Raw genomic sequence first — 16,298 nt, forward strand, 5'->3', positions numbered from 1 at the left:
ATATCTTTGTAAGGTTAACTTAATATGAATTGCATGAAACATCGCTGGCATAGATATCTTTTGTTATTTTTCCTTGTGTGTTTGTCAATGGCTTGTGACAGAAGAAAGCCTAAATATATTATTGGAGTTTCACAGTGTAGTAATGATGAATGGCGTGTGCAGATGAACAAAGAAATTCTGCGCGAGGCTCTTTTTTATCCTGGAGTGGAGGTTAAAATCCGACAAGCACAAGATGACAATCAGCGGCAAATTAGTGATATCAAAGACTTTATTCATCAGAAAGTGAGCCTGATTATTGTAGCTCCCAATGAGGCAGGAGCAATCGCTCCAGTGTTAGAGGAGGCATACGAGGCAGGTATTCCCGTAGTGTTGGTTGACCGGAAAATCCATTCTAATAAGTACACAGCCTATGTAGGTGCGGATAATTATGTGATTGGTAAAAAAGTCGGTGAGTATATTGTCAATGCCTTGCATGGAAATGGAAAGATGGTAGAAATTACAGGCCTGAAGGCATCTACTCCTGCTGTAGAACGGCATCGGGGAATGATGGATGCCTTGAAGGCGGCGCCGGGTATCAAAGTTATATCTTCTGCGGATGCCGGCTGGTTTCAGGATAGAGCCCGTATGGTGGTCGACACTATTTTAAAGAAACATGCCCAGATTGATTTGATTTTTGCTCAAAATGACCGGATGGCTATCGGAGCGTATGAGGAGGCTCGTCGTCAAGGGCGGGAGAAAGGTATCGTGTTTATTGGCGTAGATGCAGTGGCAGGAAAAGGATATGGAGTGGAAAGTGTGGCTAAAGGAGAATTGAGTGCCACTTTTATCTATCCTACAGGCGGAGATAAGGTGATTCAGGTGGCTATGTCCATCTTAAAAGGGCAGAAGTATGAGCGGGAGAATTATTTGTCTACGGCAGCTGTGAATCAGGAAAATGCCCGGATTATGCAGATGCAGACAGAGCATATCTTTTCCTTGGATCATAAAATAGAATTGCTGCACAGTCGGTTGGATGACTATTTTCTTCGTTATTCTGCACAAAAAATGTTCTTATATGCGTGTGTGGTAATCTTGGTATTGGTAGGTTTCTTGATGTTTTTCCTTGTGCGTGCCTTCTGGATGAAGAACCGGATGAATACCGAATTGTCTGCGCAGAAAAAACAATTGGAACGGCAACGTGACCAGTTGCAGGAACAGCGTGATCAGTTGATAGAGTTATCTCGACAGTTGGAAGAAGCGACACATGCCAAACTAGCTTTTTTCACCAGTGTGTCGCATGATTTCCGTACCCCATTGACATTGATAGCCGATCCCATCAACCAGTTGCTTGAAGAGAAGCATTTGGGTGAACAAGACAGGGAGATGCTGGAGATTGTACATCGTAACGTGTCGATTCTGTTGAGATTGATTACGCAGATTCTTGATTTTCAAAAATATGAATGTGGAAAATTAGATTTGCGCCTTTCTGAGTTTAATGTGTTTGAGGGAGTTAAAGAATGGACGAAGGCTTTTCATGTGTTGGCGGCCAGAAAACATATCCATTTTAAAGTAACTGCCGAGGGTGATGTGTCAGATTATGGGATGGTGGCGGATGCAGAAAAGATGGAGCGTATTATTTATAATTTGTTGTCTAATGCGTTTAAGTTTACACCGGAAAAAGGTGAGGTAAAGGTCGAACTTTCTCGTAAAATGCAGGGGAAGCAAAGCGTTTTGTGCTTAAAAGTAAGTGATACAGGCATTGGTATGTCAGAGGAACATGCCCGTCATGTATTTGAACGTTTTTATCAGATTGATATGCAGCATACAGGTTCCGGTCTTGGACTGGCATTGGTGGAGGCTTTTGTACATTTGCATCACGGGCAGGTGAACGTGGAAACGGAGGAAGGTAAGGGAACTTGTTTTCTGGTTGAGCTCCCGATGAGGCAGGAAGGCGAGGTGAAAGAAGTGATAGAGAAAAACGAATCACTGAAGAATCTGCAAGAAGGAGCCGTATTGGATGCTGGAGCAGAAACTTTACGGCAGTTGCCGAAAAAGGTTGATATAGACGGAAATGCGGAGAAAGAAATGGTGCTGGTGATTGATGATAATCGGGATGTACGGGATTATGTGAAGATGTTGTTGCAGGATAAATATACGGTGATTGAGGCTGTCAATGGGCAGGAGGGAATCCGGCTAGCCATGAAATATGTGCCGGACGTTATTATTTGTGATGTGATGATGCCTGTAATGGACGGCATTGAGTGTTGTCGCAGATTGAAAGGTGAGCTTCAGACTTCTCATATTCCGGTGATGATGTTGACCGCATACGCGATGGACGAGCAACGCATTCAGGGGTATGATTCAGGTGCAGATGCATATCTGGCAAAGCCCTTTAGTGCCAAACTGTTACTGGCCCGCCTGCGGAATTTGATAGATAACCGTAAACGTTTGAAGTTGATGACCGATGCAGTGGCTTCTATGCCAAAGCAGCCTTTGGGAGAGATAGATAAGGGGTTTGTGGAAAAACTGAAAATGTTGATTGACGAGAAAATGGGCGATTCGAATCTGAGTGTGGAGGATTTGGGGGCCGATTTGGGACTGGGGCGTGTACAGCTATACCGTAAGACAAAAGCTCTGACCGGTTATTCTCCTAATGAATTGTTGCGCATTGCGCGCTTGAACAAGGCGGCTTCCTTATTGGCTTCCACAGAAAAGACTGTAGCTGAAATTACATACGAAGTCGGCTTTAGTTCGCCTTCTTATTTCACTCGGTGTTACAAGGATTATTTTGGAGAGAGTCCGACTGATTTTCTGAAAAGGCGGGATGGAAAGGGATGAGAGAAAAAATTTCTTTTTTTACTCGAAGAAATAATTGTATATTTGGGCATTTTTTGATGAAGTAGGTTATGAAACGGATTTTGATAGTGTTATTTGCATTAGGAATGTGTATGGGAGGATATGCCCAGGATTTAAAAACGCTGTTTGTTGCAATGCCGGATTCTTTATCTCCCTTTCTGACAGAGGTAAACAGGGCTGATTTTGGGGATTTCCTGGAAAGCGGCATGAAAGCAGAGGTGAAAAACCGTTTTGGAAATACTTCAGAAATGACCCGGTTGACCCCAGATTATTTGTTCCTGAAAAGCACTTCAGCCAGTACGCTGGAATTGAAATTATTGCCGTTAAACGATTCTGTAAAGGTGATTTGTGCTGTGTCCACTTATTTTGCTCCAGCAGGAGATAGTCAAATTCGTTTCTATGATACCGAGTGGAAAGAATTGCCGGCCAGTGATTTTATCCAGCTTCCTCAGGAAGATGAATTTTATGTTGTACCCCAGTCTGAGATGCAGATTGACTCGTTGAAGAACTTGAGAGCTTACGCAGATATGTATTTGTGGAAGGCCACCTTATCGGCTGAACAGCCTTTTTTGTCAATCACTTATACTACTCCTGATTATTTGGATAAAAAGACAGCAGAATCATTGAAGCGTTATGTGATTTCTATACCGTTGTGTTATGAATGGAAAAACGGGAAGTTCATTAGACGGGAAGGACTGAATTCTTTATCGAAGTAATTCCATTTAATTTTTTGTTTTGCTGGTTATTATGTTTTACAACATTAATCGCAGCCCGTGCGTATAAAAATACATGAAAAATAGTTAACCAGGCAACCGGGTGTGGCAGAAAAATTTTATCTTTGGGACGTTGTTTGTAAAACGAAAGGCATATTTCGAGAGAAGAGATATGTATCATGAATATGAATTGTTTTTAACCAGTAGTGGTATTCTTTTAGGAGGTCGGGCTGGAATAATTTATATCACGAAAGCCAACCGACGGATACTAGCTGAAAAATATAGAATGGAATGATATTAAAATGTATTAGAACAGTAGCGATGGCAGCGTTGGCAATGGTGAGTATCAATGTCTCGGGACAAGATCTTCTCGCTCGTCAGGCTCCTATCGACAGAAAATTGAAAGCAGTTGATTCATTGGCCTTGATTCGTCAGATTAAAGCAGAACAGGCTGTATATCCTGCTTATAGTCTTTATCCCAATTGGAACAATGATCGCGTTCATGCGTACGGTGGTACACAGGTTCCAGACAGTTTCCGAATTGATCTTACAGGCTTCTGCATGCCGACAACCCATACAATTATTACTTCTAAGTGCGGTCCTCGCTGGCGGCGTATGCACAACGGATTGGATATTAAAGTCTATATCGGCGATACTATCCGTGCTGCATTCGACGGACGTGTCCGTATGGTAAAATACGAACGTAGAGGGTACGGCAAGTATGTGGTGATTCGTCATGACAATGGCCTGGAAACAATTTATGGTCACTTGTCTAAACAGATTGTTGCTGAAGACCAGTATGTAAAAGCGGGCGATCCGATTGGCCTGGGTGGAAATACCGGTCGTTCTACGGGGTCACATTTGCATTTTGAAACACGTTTCTTAGGAGAAGTGATTAATCCGGAATTTATGTTTGATTTTCCCAATCAGGATATTGTGGCAGACAGTTATTTGTTTGTACGTGGTGCCAACCGTTATTCCTATCAGCGTACACGGGCTTTGGCGGCAGTGAAGTCGGGAAAGTCGGGAGCGGAAGAAGCTGAGAAATCGGCTATCCGTTACCACAAGATTCGCAAGGGAGATACTTTGGGACGCATATCTCGTTTGTATCATGTATCTATCGATCGCTTGTGTCAGATTAATGGTATTAAGCGTACGACCACTTTGCGTATCGGACAAGTTCTGAGATGTTCTTGATTAGAAGAATACCCATATTGTAATAGAATAGCCATTTCATATAGCCGTCAGGTATGTATGAAATGGCATTTTTTATGTTGTTTATTATTGTGTGCTCTGTGAAAAAACAGTAACTTTGCCACATATTCGAGCATAAGAGATGGAAGAAACCAAAAAACAATTTGAACATGTAATTGCAATCTGTCGTGATTTGTTTGCCAAGAAGCTGCATGACTATGGGGCTGCATGGCGCATCATGCGGCCATCCTCTGTGACAGATCAGATTTTTATCAAAGCCAACCGTATTCGCAGTATAGAGGTAAAGGGCGTGTCATTGATTGATGAAGGTATTCGTCCGGAGTTTATGGCCATTGTCAATTATGGTATTATAGGCTTGATTCAGTTGGAGTTAGGATATGCTGAAACAGAAGACATAACCGAAGAACGGGCGTTGGATTTGTATGACCGCTATGCCAAGAAGGCACTGGAATTGATGTTGGCTAAAAATCATGATTACGATGAGGCTTGGCGTAGCATGCGCATCACTTCTTATACTGACTTGATTCTGATGAAGATTTACCGTACGAAACAGATTGAATCTTTGAAAGGGGATACATTGGTGTCGGAAGGTGTGGATGCCAACTATATGGATATGATTAATTATGCCGTATTCGGATTGATTAAACTGGAATTTGGAGAATAAGTATTTACATAAAGCTGTTGTAGTCTGGAGCAACTTCTGTCGTTTTCTGTTGGCGATTGTTTTTTTGTTCTCCGGATTTATAAAAGCCAATGACCCCTTGGGTACTGTTTATAAAATACAGGATTACCTGAAAGCATGGGGCTTGTTGAGCTTAAGCGAGGGCTATGTGCCTTATTTGCTGGCGATGTTGTTCGGCTTTCTGGAGTTTATTCTGGGTATTTATCTGTTTTTTGGGATACGACGTCGGGTTGCTCCTTTGTTGGTGTTGCTGGTCATGTCTTTCATGACGCCGTTGACGTTGTGGCTGGCCCTTGCCAATCCGATATCCGATTGTGGATGTTTCGGTGATGCGGTGGTTCTGACCAATTGGCAGACTTTCTTCAAAAATATTGTGTTGCTGATAGCCGCAGTTTCCGTATTTAAGTGGAGGCGGTATATCTTTAATTTGGTGACGACAAAGGTCGACTGGCTGATTTCGCTTTACAGTATTGTTTTCATTATTTTTTTCACATTCTTCTGTTTCCGTTATCTGCCGGTATTTGATTTTCGTCCGTATCATGTAGGGGCTGATATTGTTAAAGGCATGAGTATTCCAGAGGGAGAGAAGCCGACGGTGTATGAAACCATTTTCATCTACTCCAAGAATGGAAGGGAACAGGAGTTTACCATCGATAATTTCCCGACGGATTCTACCTGGACCTTTGTGGACTCGAAAACACGGGTAAAAGAAAAGGGATATGAACCGCCTATTCATGATTTTTCCATCACTTCATTGGAAACAGGAGAAGATTTGACGGAAGAGATTCTGCAGAGTGACCAATATACTTTCTTACTGGTATCTCCTTGGTTGAAGCAGGCAGACGACAGTGGGATGGACCTGATTAATGAAGTTTATGATTACAGTGTGGAACACGGTTACCGTTTCCTTTGCCTGACTGCTTCCTCAGAGCAGGATATCATGGAGTGGCAGGAGAATACCGGGGCTGAGTACCCTTTTGCACTGATGGATGAAATTACGCTCAAAACGATGGTCCGTTCCAATCCAGGACTGATATTGCTGAAAAAAGGTGTGGTGTTGCGCAAATGGAGTGTTTCTAATTTGCCGGATGAATATCAGTTGAACGCACCTTTGGAACGTCTTCCATTCAGTACGTGGAGCCCTAAGACAAGTATTCATAAAATTGTAGAGGTGACCTGCTGGTTTCTAGGGCCTTTGCTGCTGTTTACCGTTGCCGATTTGGTTTGGTTACACATCAAGAGCCGCAGGGAGAAAAAGAAAAAAAAGCAAGAAAAAAAAGAAACATTATAGACTAACCCTTTAAAATTAAAACAAAATGAGAAAAAACATTGTAGCAGGTAACTGGAAAATGAACAAGAACCTGCAGGAAGGTATTGCATTGGCAAAAGAACTGAACGAAGTATTGACTGCAGACAAACCTAACTGCGACGTTATCATCTGTACTCCGTTTATTCACTTGGCTTCTGTTACTCCTCTGGTAGACAGCTCTATCATTGGCGTTGGTGCTGAAAACTGCGCAGACAAGGCATCTGGCGCTTATACAGGTGAAGTTTCTGCTGAAATGGTTGCATCTACAGGTGCTCAGTATGTAATCCTGGGTCACTCAGAGCGTCGTGCTTACTATCACGAAACAGTAGAAATCTTGGCTGAAAAAGTAAAATTGGCTCTGGCTAACAACCTGAAACCGATTTTCTGTATCGGTGAAGTGTTGGAAGAACGCGAAGCTAACAAGCAGAATGAAGTGGTAGAAGCTCAGTTGGCTTCTGTATTCTCTTTGTCAGCAGAAGACTTCAGCAAGATTATCTTGGCTTACGAACCGGTTTGGGCTATTGGTACAGGTAAGACTGCTACTCCGCAGCAGGCTCAGGAAATCCACGCTCACATCCGTTCTTTGGTAGCTGCTAAATACGGTAAGGAAGTGGCTGAAAACACTTCTATCCTGTACGGTGGTAGCTGCAAACCTTCAAATGCAAAAGAATTGTTTGCAAATCCTGATGTAGACGGTGGTTTGATTGGTGGTGCTGCTCTGAAGGCTGCCGACTTCAAAGGTATCATCGATGCTTTTAAATAATTTCCAATATCTGAATTAATCAGGAATTGTTTGAGCACAGAGAGATGAGGACGTGCAGTGTCATTCCTTCCCTCTGTGCTCAATTGACTTTTGTTTTCTATGTCTATCTAAAAATCCGGGTATGCTGAAATATTTTTTATTCGTCGTTTCTTTTTTATGTGTCAGCGGGGTGTATGCCCAGCGGAACATTATTGAAAGTCTACAAACCCGTCAGGCGGGCGAAGGAGTGGTTACCATCCATCAGGATGCACAGATTACTTCTCTGATAGGAAAACGCTATGTACGGTCTACAAGTTCAGAACCGGTGAAGACATTGAAGGCTCGTGGCTTTCGTGTACAAGTATATGCCGGAAATAATTCTCGCCAGGCACGTGGTGAGGCGAACAACGTAGCTGCGAAAGTGAAGGAAGAGTTTCCCGATTTGCCGGTTTATACTTATTTTCAGCCTCCACGCTGGCTGTGCAGGGTAGGAGACTTCAAGAGCATTGAAGAAGCACATGTCACCATGCGTAAATTGAAGGCGACAGGAGTTTTTAAGGAAGTATCTATTGTGCGCGAACAGATTAATATACCTATAGAATAATGATGACAGATACCAATTCGATAAACTGGCCGCAGGAAAAGGTGGAAAAACTGATGGGCCATTATAAAGAAATTCTTTCCTTGCTGGGAGAAGACCCAGAGCGGGAAGGACTGTTGAAAACCCCTGAGCGTGTGGCTAAAGCCATGCTGACCTTGACGCGTGGCTATGAAATGGACCCGAGAGAGGTGTTGAACGCAGCCAAATTCAAGGAACCTTACAGCCAGATGGTGATAGTGAAGGACATCGATTTTTTCTCTATGTGTGAACACCACATGTTACCGTTTTATGGGAAAGCACATGTGGCTTACATTCCGAATGGATATATTACGGGGCTGAGCAAGATTGCCCGTGTGGTAGATATCTTTTCACATCGTCTGCAGGTGCAGGAACGTATGACACTTCAGATAAAAGAGTGCATTCAGGAGACGCTGAATCCATTAGGAGTAATGGTGGTGGTGGAAGCCAAGCACATGTGCATGCAGATGCGAGGAGTGGAAAAACAGAATTCAGTGACAACCACTTCTGATTTTACCGGCGCATTCAATCAGGCAAAGACGCGTGAGGAATTTATGAACCTGATTCGTGCAAAATATTGATTTGTGGTGCTATTTCCCCTTCTGCATGAAAAGGGGAAATAGTATTTTTAGTTCGTATGAGGTAATACCACACGGTCACCGGCCTTCTGGACCATTGAAATCTGTATCTTCTGTAAGTCTTGGTAGCGTTTCATGATTTCTGCAGATTTTTGTGGGTCATTATAGATGTCAGGTCGGGTCAGTATCTGGAGTGTATGTTTCATTTCTTCTTCCACGATTGAAATTTTAAAATCTATCAGCAGGCGAGGAACCAATTCATAGAGCCGTTCTTCGTCGGTCAGGATTTTCTGTCCTTTGGAGTGGTATTTGCTCAGTTGGTAGCGGTCGCTGACCATTTCGGCAGCCAGTTTGCTGATGTCCGGATCTGGATGACTCAGAAAATAACGTTCGGCCACAAAACCGGCATCTTGCAGATGCATCTCTGCCTCTTTGAGGATACGGCGGTCCAAGGCGTTGTGAAACTGCAATTCATCTTCCTTCAATCCGGTAGAAATACATTCAATTACGGTAAGCGGCTGTTCCTCTCCGTTTTCATCTTCCAGATAGCACATGACTTTCTCGCCGTAGCGAATCAGCATGCGTACCAGTGCTTGTTCTCGCTGGTAGAACACTTTCTGCTCATTCCCCTCCAGTGGAATGTAAGAAAGATACTCTTCGGCTGGAGCAGGACTGGCTTCTGATAAGAGTGCAGCTTGTTCGTCGGAAGGGGCTGGGGGGAGAGTCTCCGGACTTTCCGGTGGGACAGGAGATTCCGGTTGCTTTTCCGTACTTGTTGGAGTTGTGGGTGTTTCGGCACTTCCTTGTGGCACATGCTGAGCCCTGAGAGCTTGTTGCTGTTTCCGTTGGGCATCCTTGAATTTGTTCTCCTTTGCCTGTTCGATGAGTTTGGCTACCGCTTCTGTCAGGATTTTTTCTTCCATTTGCAGAAGCTGGCTGCATTCACGGGTATAGACAGATCGGACGATGGAATCCGGAATGACCGAAATACTTTTGACGATGCTGGATATCAGGCCCGCCCGTTTGATTGGGTCTTTTCCGGCCTCTTCCATCAGCAAGTTGGTCTTGAAGCGGATGAAGTCTACTTCGTGCTCGTTGATGTAGGCCTGGTAGTCGGTAGCATTGTGCTTACGGGCAAAACTGTCCGGGTCATCTCCGTCCGGAAGGAGGCAGACCTTGACGTTCATCCCTTCCTCCAGCAGCATGTCGATGCCTCGGATGCTGGCCTTGATGCCGGCTCCATCCCCATCATACAATACCGTGATGTTGTTGGTGAAACGGTGTATCAACCGTATCTGGTCGGAGGTCAGAGCCGTACCCGAAGAGGCCACCACATTTTCAATCCCGCTCTGGTGCATGGAAATCACGTCGGTGTAGCCTTCCACCAGGAAACAACGGTCCTGACGTACGATTTCCTGCTTGGCAAAGTAAATGCCATACAGTTCCCGGCTTTTGTGATAGATTTCTGACTCCGGGGAATTGACATACTTCATCTGTACGTTCTTGGTAGCCGCATTCAGCACACGTCCGCCAAAAGCCACGACTTTACCCGACAAGGTATGTACGGGGAAGATGACACGTCCCCAGAAGCGGTCACGCAAGGAGCCGTCATCTTTTCGGTAGCAGAGTCCGGTTTTGACAAGGAACTCCTCCTTATAGCCCTTTTGCAAGGCTGTACGGGCCAGCGCATCCCGATTGTCCAGACTGTATCCCAACTGGAATTTCTTGATGATGTCATCACGGAACCCGCGGCTGCGTAAATACGTCATACCGATACGTTGTCCGTCGATGTGGTTGTAGAGTATGTCCTGAAAATATTCAGCTGCAAACTGATTGACCACAAACAAGCTTTCGCGCAAGCTGTGAGCCTGTTTTTCTTCGTCGGTCAGTTCGCGTTCCTTGATTTCGATATTGTATTTTCTGGCCAGCCATTTCAGGGCCTCGTAGTAGGAGAGCTGTTCGTGTTCCATGATGAAATGGACCACATTGCCTCCTTTTCCGCAACTGAAGCATTTACACAATCCCTTGCTGGGCGAGACGCTGAAAGAAGGCGTTTTCTCGTTGTGGAACGGACACAGCCCGATGTAGTTCACTCCTCTTCGGCGAAGCGTGACAAATTCGGATACCACATCTACTATTTGTGCCGCATCCAATATCCGGTCTATGGTGGCTTGGTCTATCATATCGGAATGCGAAAATAATAAAAATAAGTAGAATGTGCAATTGCGTGTTGTGAATCATTTTTGATATGATAGTGTAGATGTTCTAATTATCATGTTAGATAAGATTTGTTGAAGTATATCTTGGTTGGTATTTGGCCTAATATTGGAAGATAAATCTTATTTTGTTGTATATCAGATAATTGTATTTTCTTGTTGGATAATAGAGTCTGTTTTTTGGATAATAGAGTTTCTTGTATGGATATTTATGGCAACAGTTTGGATATTTCATTCCATATTCATTAATGTCTTATTGTACTTTTGTTTTCAGAGTTAACAAATAGAAAGAACTGATATGAGAAAGACTTTATTCCTTTTATTGCTGGTTTCTGGCACCACAATGTTTGCGGAGGACTATACTGTGAAATCTCCGGATGAACGTATTCTTATAAATGTAGAAACAGGGGTTCATACTACCTATTCTGTAACTTTTAATGGGAAAATGATTCTGAATCCATCCCCTTTATCTATGACTTTTGATAATGGAGTAGTGATTGGACGTAATATGAGAGTGACAGATGTAGAGTATCATACAGAAGACCGGATATTGAAGCCAATTATTCGCCAAAAGAGTGATGAGATTAGAGATTGTTATAATGAAATGGTATTAAGTGCAGATCAATATAAACTGTATTTCCGTGCATATAATGATGGAATAGCTTATCGTTTTCATACAGATTTTAGCGATTCATTAAGAGTTATTAGTGAAGAAGTGGATTATTGTTTCCCGGAAGACTATAATACGCTTTTCCCAGAAGAGAAAACCATGTTATCTGCACAGCAACCTTTATTTAAGCCAATGAATTTGTCTGAAATTGGGACTGACCATTTTTGCAGTACTCCTGTATTAATTAAGATAGATGATAAAGCACGTATCTTGATTAGTGAATCTGATTTAGAAAGTTATCCAGGAATGTTTTTAAAGAAGCAGGGAAAATATGAGTTGGCAGGGAAATTTGCAGCCTATTCATTAGAAGAAGAAAAAAACGATGATCGCCAGATATTTCCTATTAAACGAGCTGATTTTATTGCTCAAGTTAGTGGTACGCGTAATTATCCTTGGCGGGCTATGATTGTTGCAGAAAATGATGTTAATCTTGTAACAAATCAGTTGATATATAAATTGGCTCCAGAGTCACAGGGTGACTTTTCTTGGGTCAAACCAGGGAAAATTGCCTGGGATTGGTATAATGCGTTAATTCTGACGGGTGTGGATTTTAAATGTGGAATTAATAATGAGACCTATAAGTATTATATTGATTTTGCTTCTAAATACGGCCTTGAATACGTTGTACTTGATGATGGTTGGTCTGAGGCATGGGATGTAACTAAAACTGTCCCGGATATTGATATGGAAGAATTGGTTGCATACGGGAAAAAGAAGAATGTAGGTTTGATTTTATGGGTTTCATGGGCTCCATTTCGTGAGAAACTGGACGAGGCCTTCGCTTTGTTTAGTAAATGGGGAATCAAAGGTATTAAAATGGACTTCATGAATCGTGATGATCAAGCGATGGTTGATTTTTATTATACGGTAGCACGAAAGGCTGCAGCCCACAGAATGTTGGTTGATTTTCACGGAGCTTATAAGCCAACTGGTTGGTTGAGAACATTCCCGAATGTATTGAGTTCGGAAGGTGTAGCCGGTTTGGAAAATCATAAGTGGGGAAGTTTTGTGACTCCTGAGCACAATGTGACTTTACCATTTACTCGTATGGTAGCTGGACCAATGGATTATACACCGGGAGCCATGATTAATTTCCATGAGAAAGACCATAAGGTTTGGTTTAATTTACCAGCTTCTATTGGGACACGTTGTCATCAATTGGGTATGTATGTCGTTTATGAAAGTCCACTTCAGATGTTGGCCGATTCTCCGTCAAATTATTACCGTGAAGAAAAATGTATGGAATTCTTGAGTCAGGTTCCGGTAGTTTGGGATGAAACACGCGTTTTGAAAGCATCTGTAGGCGAGTATATTGTGGTGGCACGTCGCTCTGGTGATACTTGGTTTATTGGAGGTATGGTTGGAAAGAAAGGGCAGAGGTTTGATATCACTCTTGATTTTATTAAAGGAAACAAGACGTTGACTTGTTGGGAAGATGGAGTCAATGTTGATCTTCAGGCACAGGATTTTGCTTGCCGTACAAAGAAAGTGAAACAAGGTGATACTGTTACAATCAGTATGTATGATGGGGGAGGCTATGCAGCGATTATTAAATAAATATATTAACCTGTTTTAATTACCTAATCTAATGAAGACATTTCAATCAACTTTAAAATGCAGGCATATTCTGATGGTAGGTATGCTGGCATATGGAATCTTGCCGAGTTGGGCAGTTTCCGTAACAAATGATGTGACCGCATCCATTGCTATTACTCAGCAGGACGTCACACTAAAAGGTACTGTAGTGGATAAAAAGACAGGAGAGCCTATTATTGGGGCAAATGTTGTCGTGAAAGGTACTACTAATGGGGTGATTACTGATCTTGACGGAAGGTATACTTTGCAGGCACCTGCCGGAGTTTTACTGGAGATTTCTTATATTGGTTATCAATCGGTCGAAATAAAGGCTACGGCCCAAGCTCAGAAGATACAGTTGGGTGAAGATACGAAAGTGCTGGATGAAGTCGTAGTTGTAGGGTATGGTGTGCAGAAAAAGGCTACTGTGACGGGTTCTGTTGCAACTGTTAAAGGAAGCGATTTGAAGACAATTGGTAATGCCAATATAACTAATACTTTTGCAGGTAAGATTCCAGGAGTTGTCGCAACTAACCGTTCGGGTGAGCCAGGTAACGATGCCTCCAAGATCTACATTCGTGGTATGGGTACTTTGGGGGACACTAATCCATTGGTCGTAATTGACGGAGTGGCTGATCCTAATAATGGTCTTAGCAATTTGGAGCGTATAAACCCGAATGACATAGAATCGGTTAATGTATTAAAAGATGCTTCAGCTGCTATTTATGGTTCCCAAGCGGCAAATGGTGTGATTTTGGTTACTACAAAACGTGGCTCATCAGGTAATGATAAACCAATGGTAAATTATAGTGGTTCTGTATCGTTGACACAAAATACCCGTGTCCCTGATTTAATGAATGCCTATGAATATATGACTTATTCAGATGAAGTTCGTAAATATAAAGGAGAAGCTCCACTTTATGAGAATATAAAAGAAGGTTATTTGGATGGAACTATTGATAGACTTCAGTATGGAGATACAGATTGGATGAAAGCTGTATTTCGTAATGTGGCTCCTCAAACTCGTCACTCTCTTTCTATCAATGGAGGGACAGATAAGGTAAGATATTATGTTTCAGGCGACTATTCATATCAGGAGCCAATGTATAGAAATACAGTATTTAATTATAATACTTATCAGGTTCGTTCAAATATAGATGCACAAGTAAGTAAAAATCTGAAAATTGGAGTTGATTTGGATGGGCGTAAAGAACGTCGTAACATGGGAATTTATGATGCATATTCAATCTTTTGGGAAACTACAAATGCTTATCCTTATTTGTATGACTATTATCCAAATGGCTTGCCGGGGCCGGGCATCAATCAAGGAAATAACCCGGCAGTATTGGTTTCTGGAAAGGATACAGGTTATGATAAAGTGGATGATTATTTTGTGAACTCTAAGTTTACTTTTGAATTGAAAATGCCTTGGATTACCGAGGGATTATCTTTGTCGGGATATGGGGCCTTTAATTTCCATTTTCGTAATGAGAAATATTTGATAGATGTATGGGATACTTATCGCTATGATTCCAATACCAAAGATTATATCAAGCAAACGACTAATCCGGAAGGAGGTACTATTAAGTTGACACAGTCACATGAAAATAGTCTTTCGCGTACGTTGCATTTAAAATTGAATTATGATCGTACTTTTGGTGAACATCATATTAGTGCTTTTGTTGCTTATGAGCAGAATAAGTATGGTGGTGAGGTTTTTGAAGCGTTCCGTAATTATTTTTTGAACAGTAAGTTGGATTATCTGAGTTTTGGAGGTGATAAGGAAAAAACGAACTCAGGTAGTGGTTATATTTCTGTTAGACAAAACTTTTTCGGACGTTTAAATTATGCTTTAAAAGACCGTTATATGTTCGAATTTTCTATTCGCCGTGATGGATCTATGAATTTTGCTCCTGGCCATCGTTGGGGTACTTTCCCAGGAGTGTCTGTAGGGTGGCGTTTGAGTGAGGAAAAGTTTATTAAGGAGAAAGCTTCATTCATTAATGACCTGAAACTACGTGCTTCATGGGGTAAATTAGGTAACGATAGAATTAATCCGTTCCAGTATATTAATCCGTATGTGATGGAAAATGGAGCTATTTTAGGAAAGAATCCTTCTATTGGTAAAGCTATTTATCCTGGTATACTTGCCAATCCTAATGTGACTTGGGAGAAGGTTGATTCTAAGAATGTGGCTATTGATGGTAATTTTTGGAATGGAATGTTAGGATTTACTATAGAGTATTTCTTCCAGAAACGTAAAGATATTTTGACAGCAAGACAAGCTTCTATCCCTTCGTATACAGGTTTAGGGAATACATTGCCAGATGAGAATTTAGGAGAAGTAAATAATCAGGGTATTGAGGTTATGTTGAATCATCGCCATCGAATTGGAAACGTGAATTATTACATTGGAAGTAATTTCACTTTCGCCCGTAATAAAATTATATTCTTTGACGAAGCTGCCAATATACCTGAATGGCAAAGACAAACCGGTGGCCCGTTAAATACATGGTTGATGTATAAAACGGATGGAATTTACCAAAACTGGGATGAGGTAAATAATAGCGTACACATGCCGGGAGCACAGCCGGGTGATATTAGGTATGTAGATGTGGATGGTAATGGAATCATCAGTGAAAATGATAAAATTCGTAGTAAAACGGGTAATGTACCTGAGATTGTGTATGGTATTAATTATGGCATTGAATGGAAAGGATTGGAAATAAGCATGATGTGGGCTGGACAAGGAAGAGCTTCACAAATGATTGTTCCTTATTCGTATAACCAAGATAAAGATTTGTATTATAATCGTTGGATTTCGGAAGAGGAAACTCCAAATTCAAAATATCCTCGTGCTTTCGATAAGGATGATGTGATTAATACACCTTGGAGTGATTTTTGGTTGTACAATGCTTCATTTATTCGTTTGAAAAATGCCGAGATTGCATATACTTTGCCGCAAAGATGGGCGGAACGTTTGAAGTTACAGAATGTGCGCTTTTCGTTGTCGGGCACCAACTTGCTGACTTTTGATAAAATTAAATTACAGGATCCGGAATCGGATGCAACAGGGCTTGGTCAATCTTATCCATTGGCAAGAACTTACTCATTTGGCATTAATGTGACTTTCTAACCTTTTAA

The 16,298-nt window shown here is 41.9% G+C and carries 11 protein-coding genes; 10 read left to right on the top strand and 1 reads right to left on the bottom strand.

What is annotated here, in order from left to right; translation table 11 throughout:
• Positions 1-33: 33 nt before the first annotated feature.
• The 8 genes from OIM59_RS00930 to folE all read left to right on the top strand — a co-directional run bounded on the left by OIM59_RS00930 (position 34) and on the right by folE (position 8,696).
• Positions 34-2,817 (top strand): substrate-binding domain-containing protein, encoded by a 2,784-nt coding sequence (locus tag OIM59_RS00930; RefSeq protein ID WP_303898132.1) that lies wholly within the window; start codon positions 34-36, stop codon positions 2,815-2,817.
• Positions 2,818-2,885: 68 nt separating this feature from the next.
• Positions 2,886-3,551, top strand: a complete 666-nt coding sequence (locus OIM59_RS00935; protein WP_303894334.1) for a DUF3256 family protein — start codon at positions 2,886-2,888, stop codon at positions 3,549-3,551.
• Positions 3,552-3,839: 288 nt separating this feature from the next.
• The gene (locus OIM59_RS00940) at positions 3,840-4,745 is read left to right on the top strand and encodes a peptidoglycan DD-metalloendopeptidase family protein (protein ID WP_299170214.1); all 906 of its coding nucleotides are present in this window, start codon (positions 3,840-3,842) and stop codon (positions 4,743-4,745) included.
• A gap of 139 nt (positions 4,746-4,884) precedes the next feature.
• Complete coding sequence (locus tag OIM59_RS00945; protein WP_299170212.1) at positions 4,885-5,427, top strand: DUF1599 domain-containing protein; 543 nt, start codon at positions 4,885-4,887, stop codon at positions 5,425-5,427.
• Positions 5,417-6,736: a BT_3928 family protein gene (locus OIM59_RS00950; protein WP_299170210.1), complete on the top strand. Its 1,320-nt coding sequence runs from the start codon at positions 5,417-5,419 to the stop codon at positions 6,734-6,736. The genes OIM59_RS00945 and OIM59_RS00950 overlap by 11 nt, the downstream gene beginning before the upstream one ends.
• Before the next feature lie 25 nt (positions 6,737-6,761).
• Positions 6,762-7,517: a triose-phosphate isomerase gene (gene tpiA / locus OIM59_RS00955; protein WP_022354710.1), complete on the top strand. Its 756-nt coding sequence runs from the start codon at positions 6,762-6,764 to the stop codon at positions 7,515-7,517.
• Positions 7,518-7,638: 121 nt separating this feature from the next.
• Positions 7,639-8,100, top strand: a complete 462-nt coding sequence (locus OIM59_RS00960; RefSeq protein WP_299170207.1) for an SPOR domain-containing protein — start codon at positions 7,639-7,641, stop codon at positions 8,098-8,100.
• Between the two features lie 2 nt (positions 8,101-8,102).
• A complete protein-coding gene (gene folE / locus OIM59_RS00965; RefSeq protein ID WP_022354712.1) occupies positions 8,103-8,696 on the top strand; it encodes a GTP cyclohydrolase I FolE in 594 nt (197 codons plus the stop codon).
• A gap of 47 nt (positions 8,697-8,743) precedes the next feature.
• On the opposite strand, the gene dnaG is transcribed toward folE, so the two are convergent.
• Positions 8,744-10,876 (bottom strand): DNA primase, encoded by a 2,133-nt coding sequence (gene dnaG, locus OIM59_RS00970; RefSeq protein ID WP_299170205.1) that lies wholly within the window; start codon positions 10,874-10,876, stop codon positions 8,744-8,746.
• 331 nt (positions 10,877-11,207) lie between these two features.
• Between dnaG and OIM59_RS00975 the strand changes: the two genes are divergently transcribed.
• Both OIM59_RS00975 and OIM59_RS00980 read left to right on the top strand, forming a co-directional pair.
• Complete coding sequence (locus OIM59_RS00975; RefSeq protein ID WP_299170203.1) at positions 11,208-13,136, top strand: glycoside hydrolase family 97 protein; 1,929 nt, start codon at positions 11,208-11,210, stop codon at positions 13,134-13,136.
• Between the two features lie 31 nt (positions 13,137-13,167).
• Positions 13,168-16,290: a TonB-dependent receptor gene (locus OIM59_RS00980; RefSeq protein WP_299170201.1), complete on the top strand. Its 3,123-nt coding sequence runs from the start codon at positions 13,168-13,170 to the stop codon at positions 16,288-16,290.
• Positions 16,291-16,298 lie beyond the last annotated feature (8 nt).

It is taken from the genome of Bacteroides mediterraneensis (assembly GCF_025993685.1).
Lineage (GTDB): Bacteria > Bacteroidota > Bacteroidia > Bacteroidales > Bacteroidaceae > Phocaeicola > Phocaeicola mediterraneensis_A.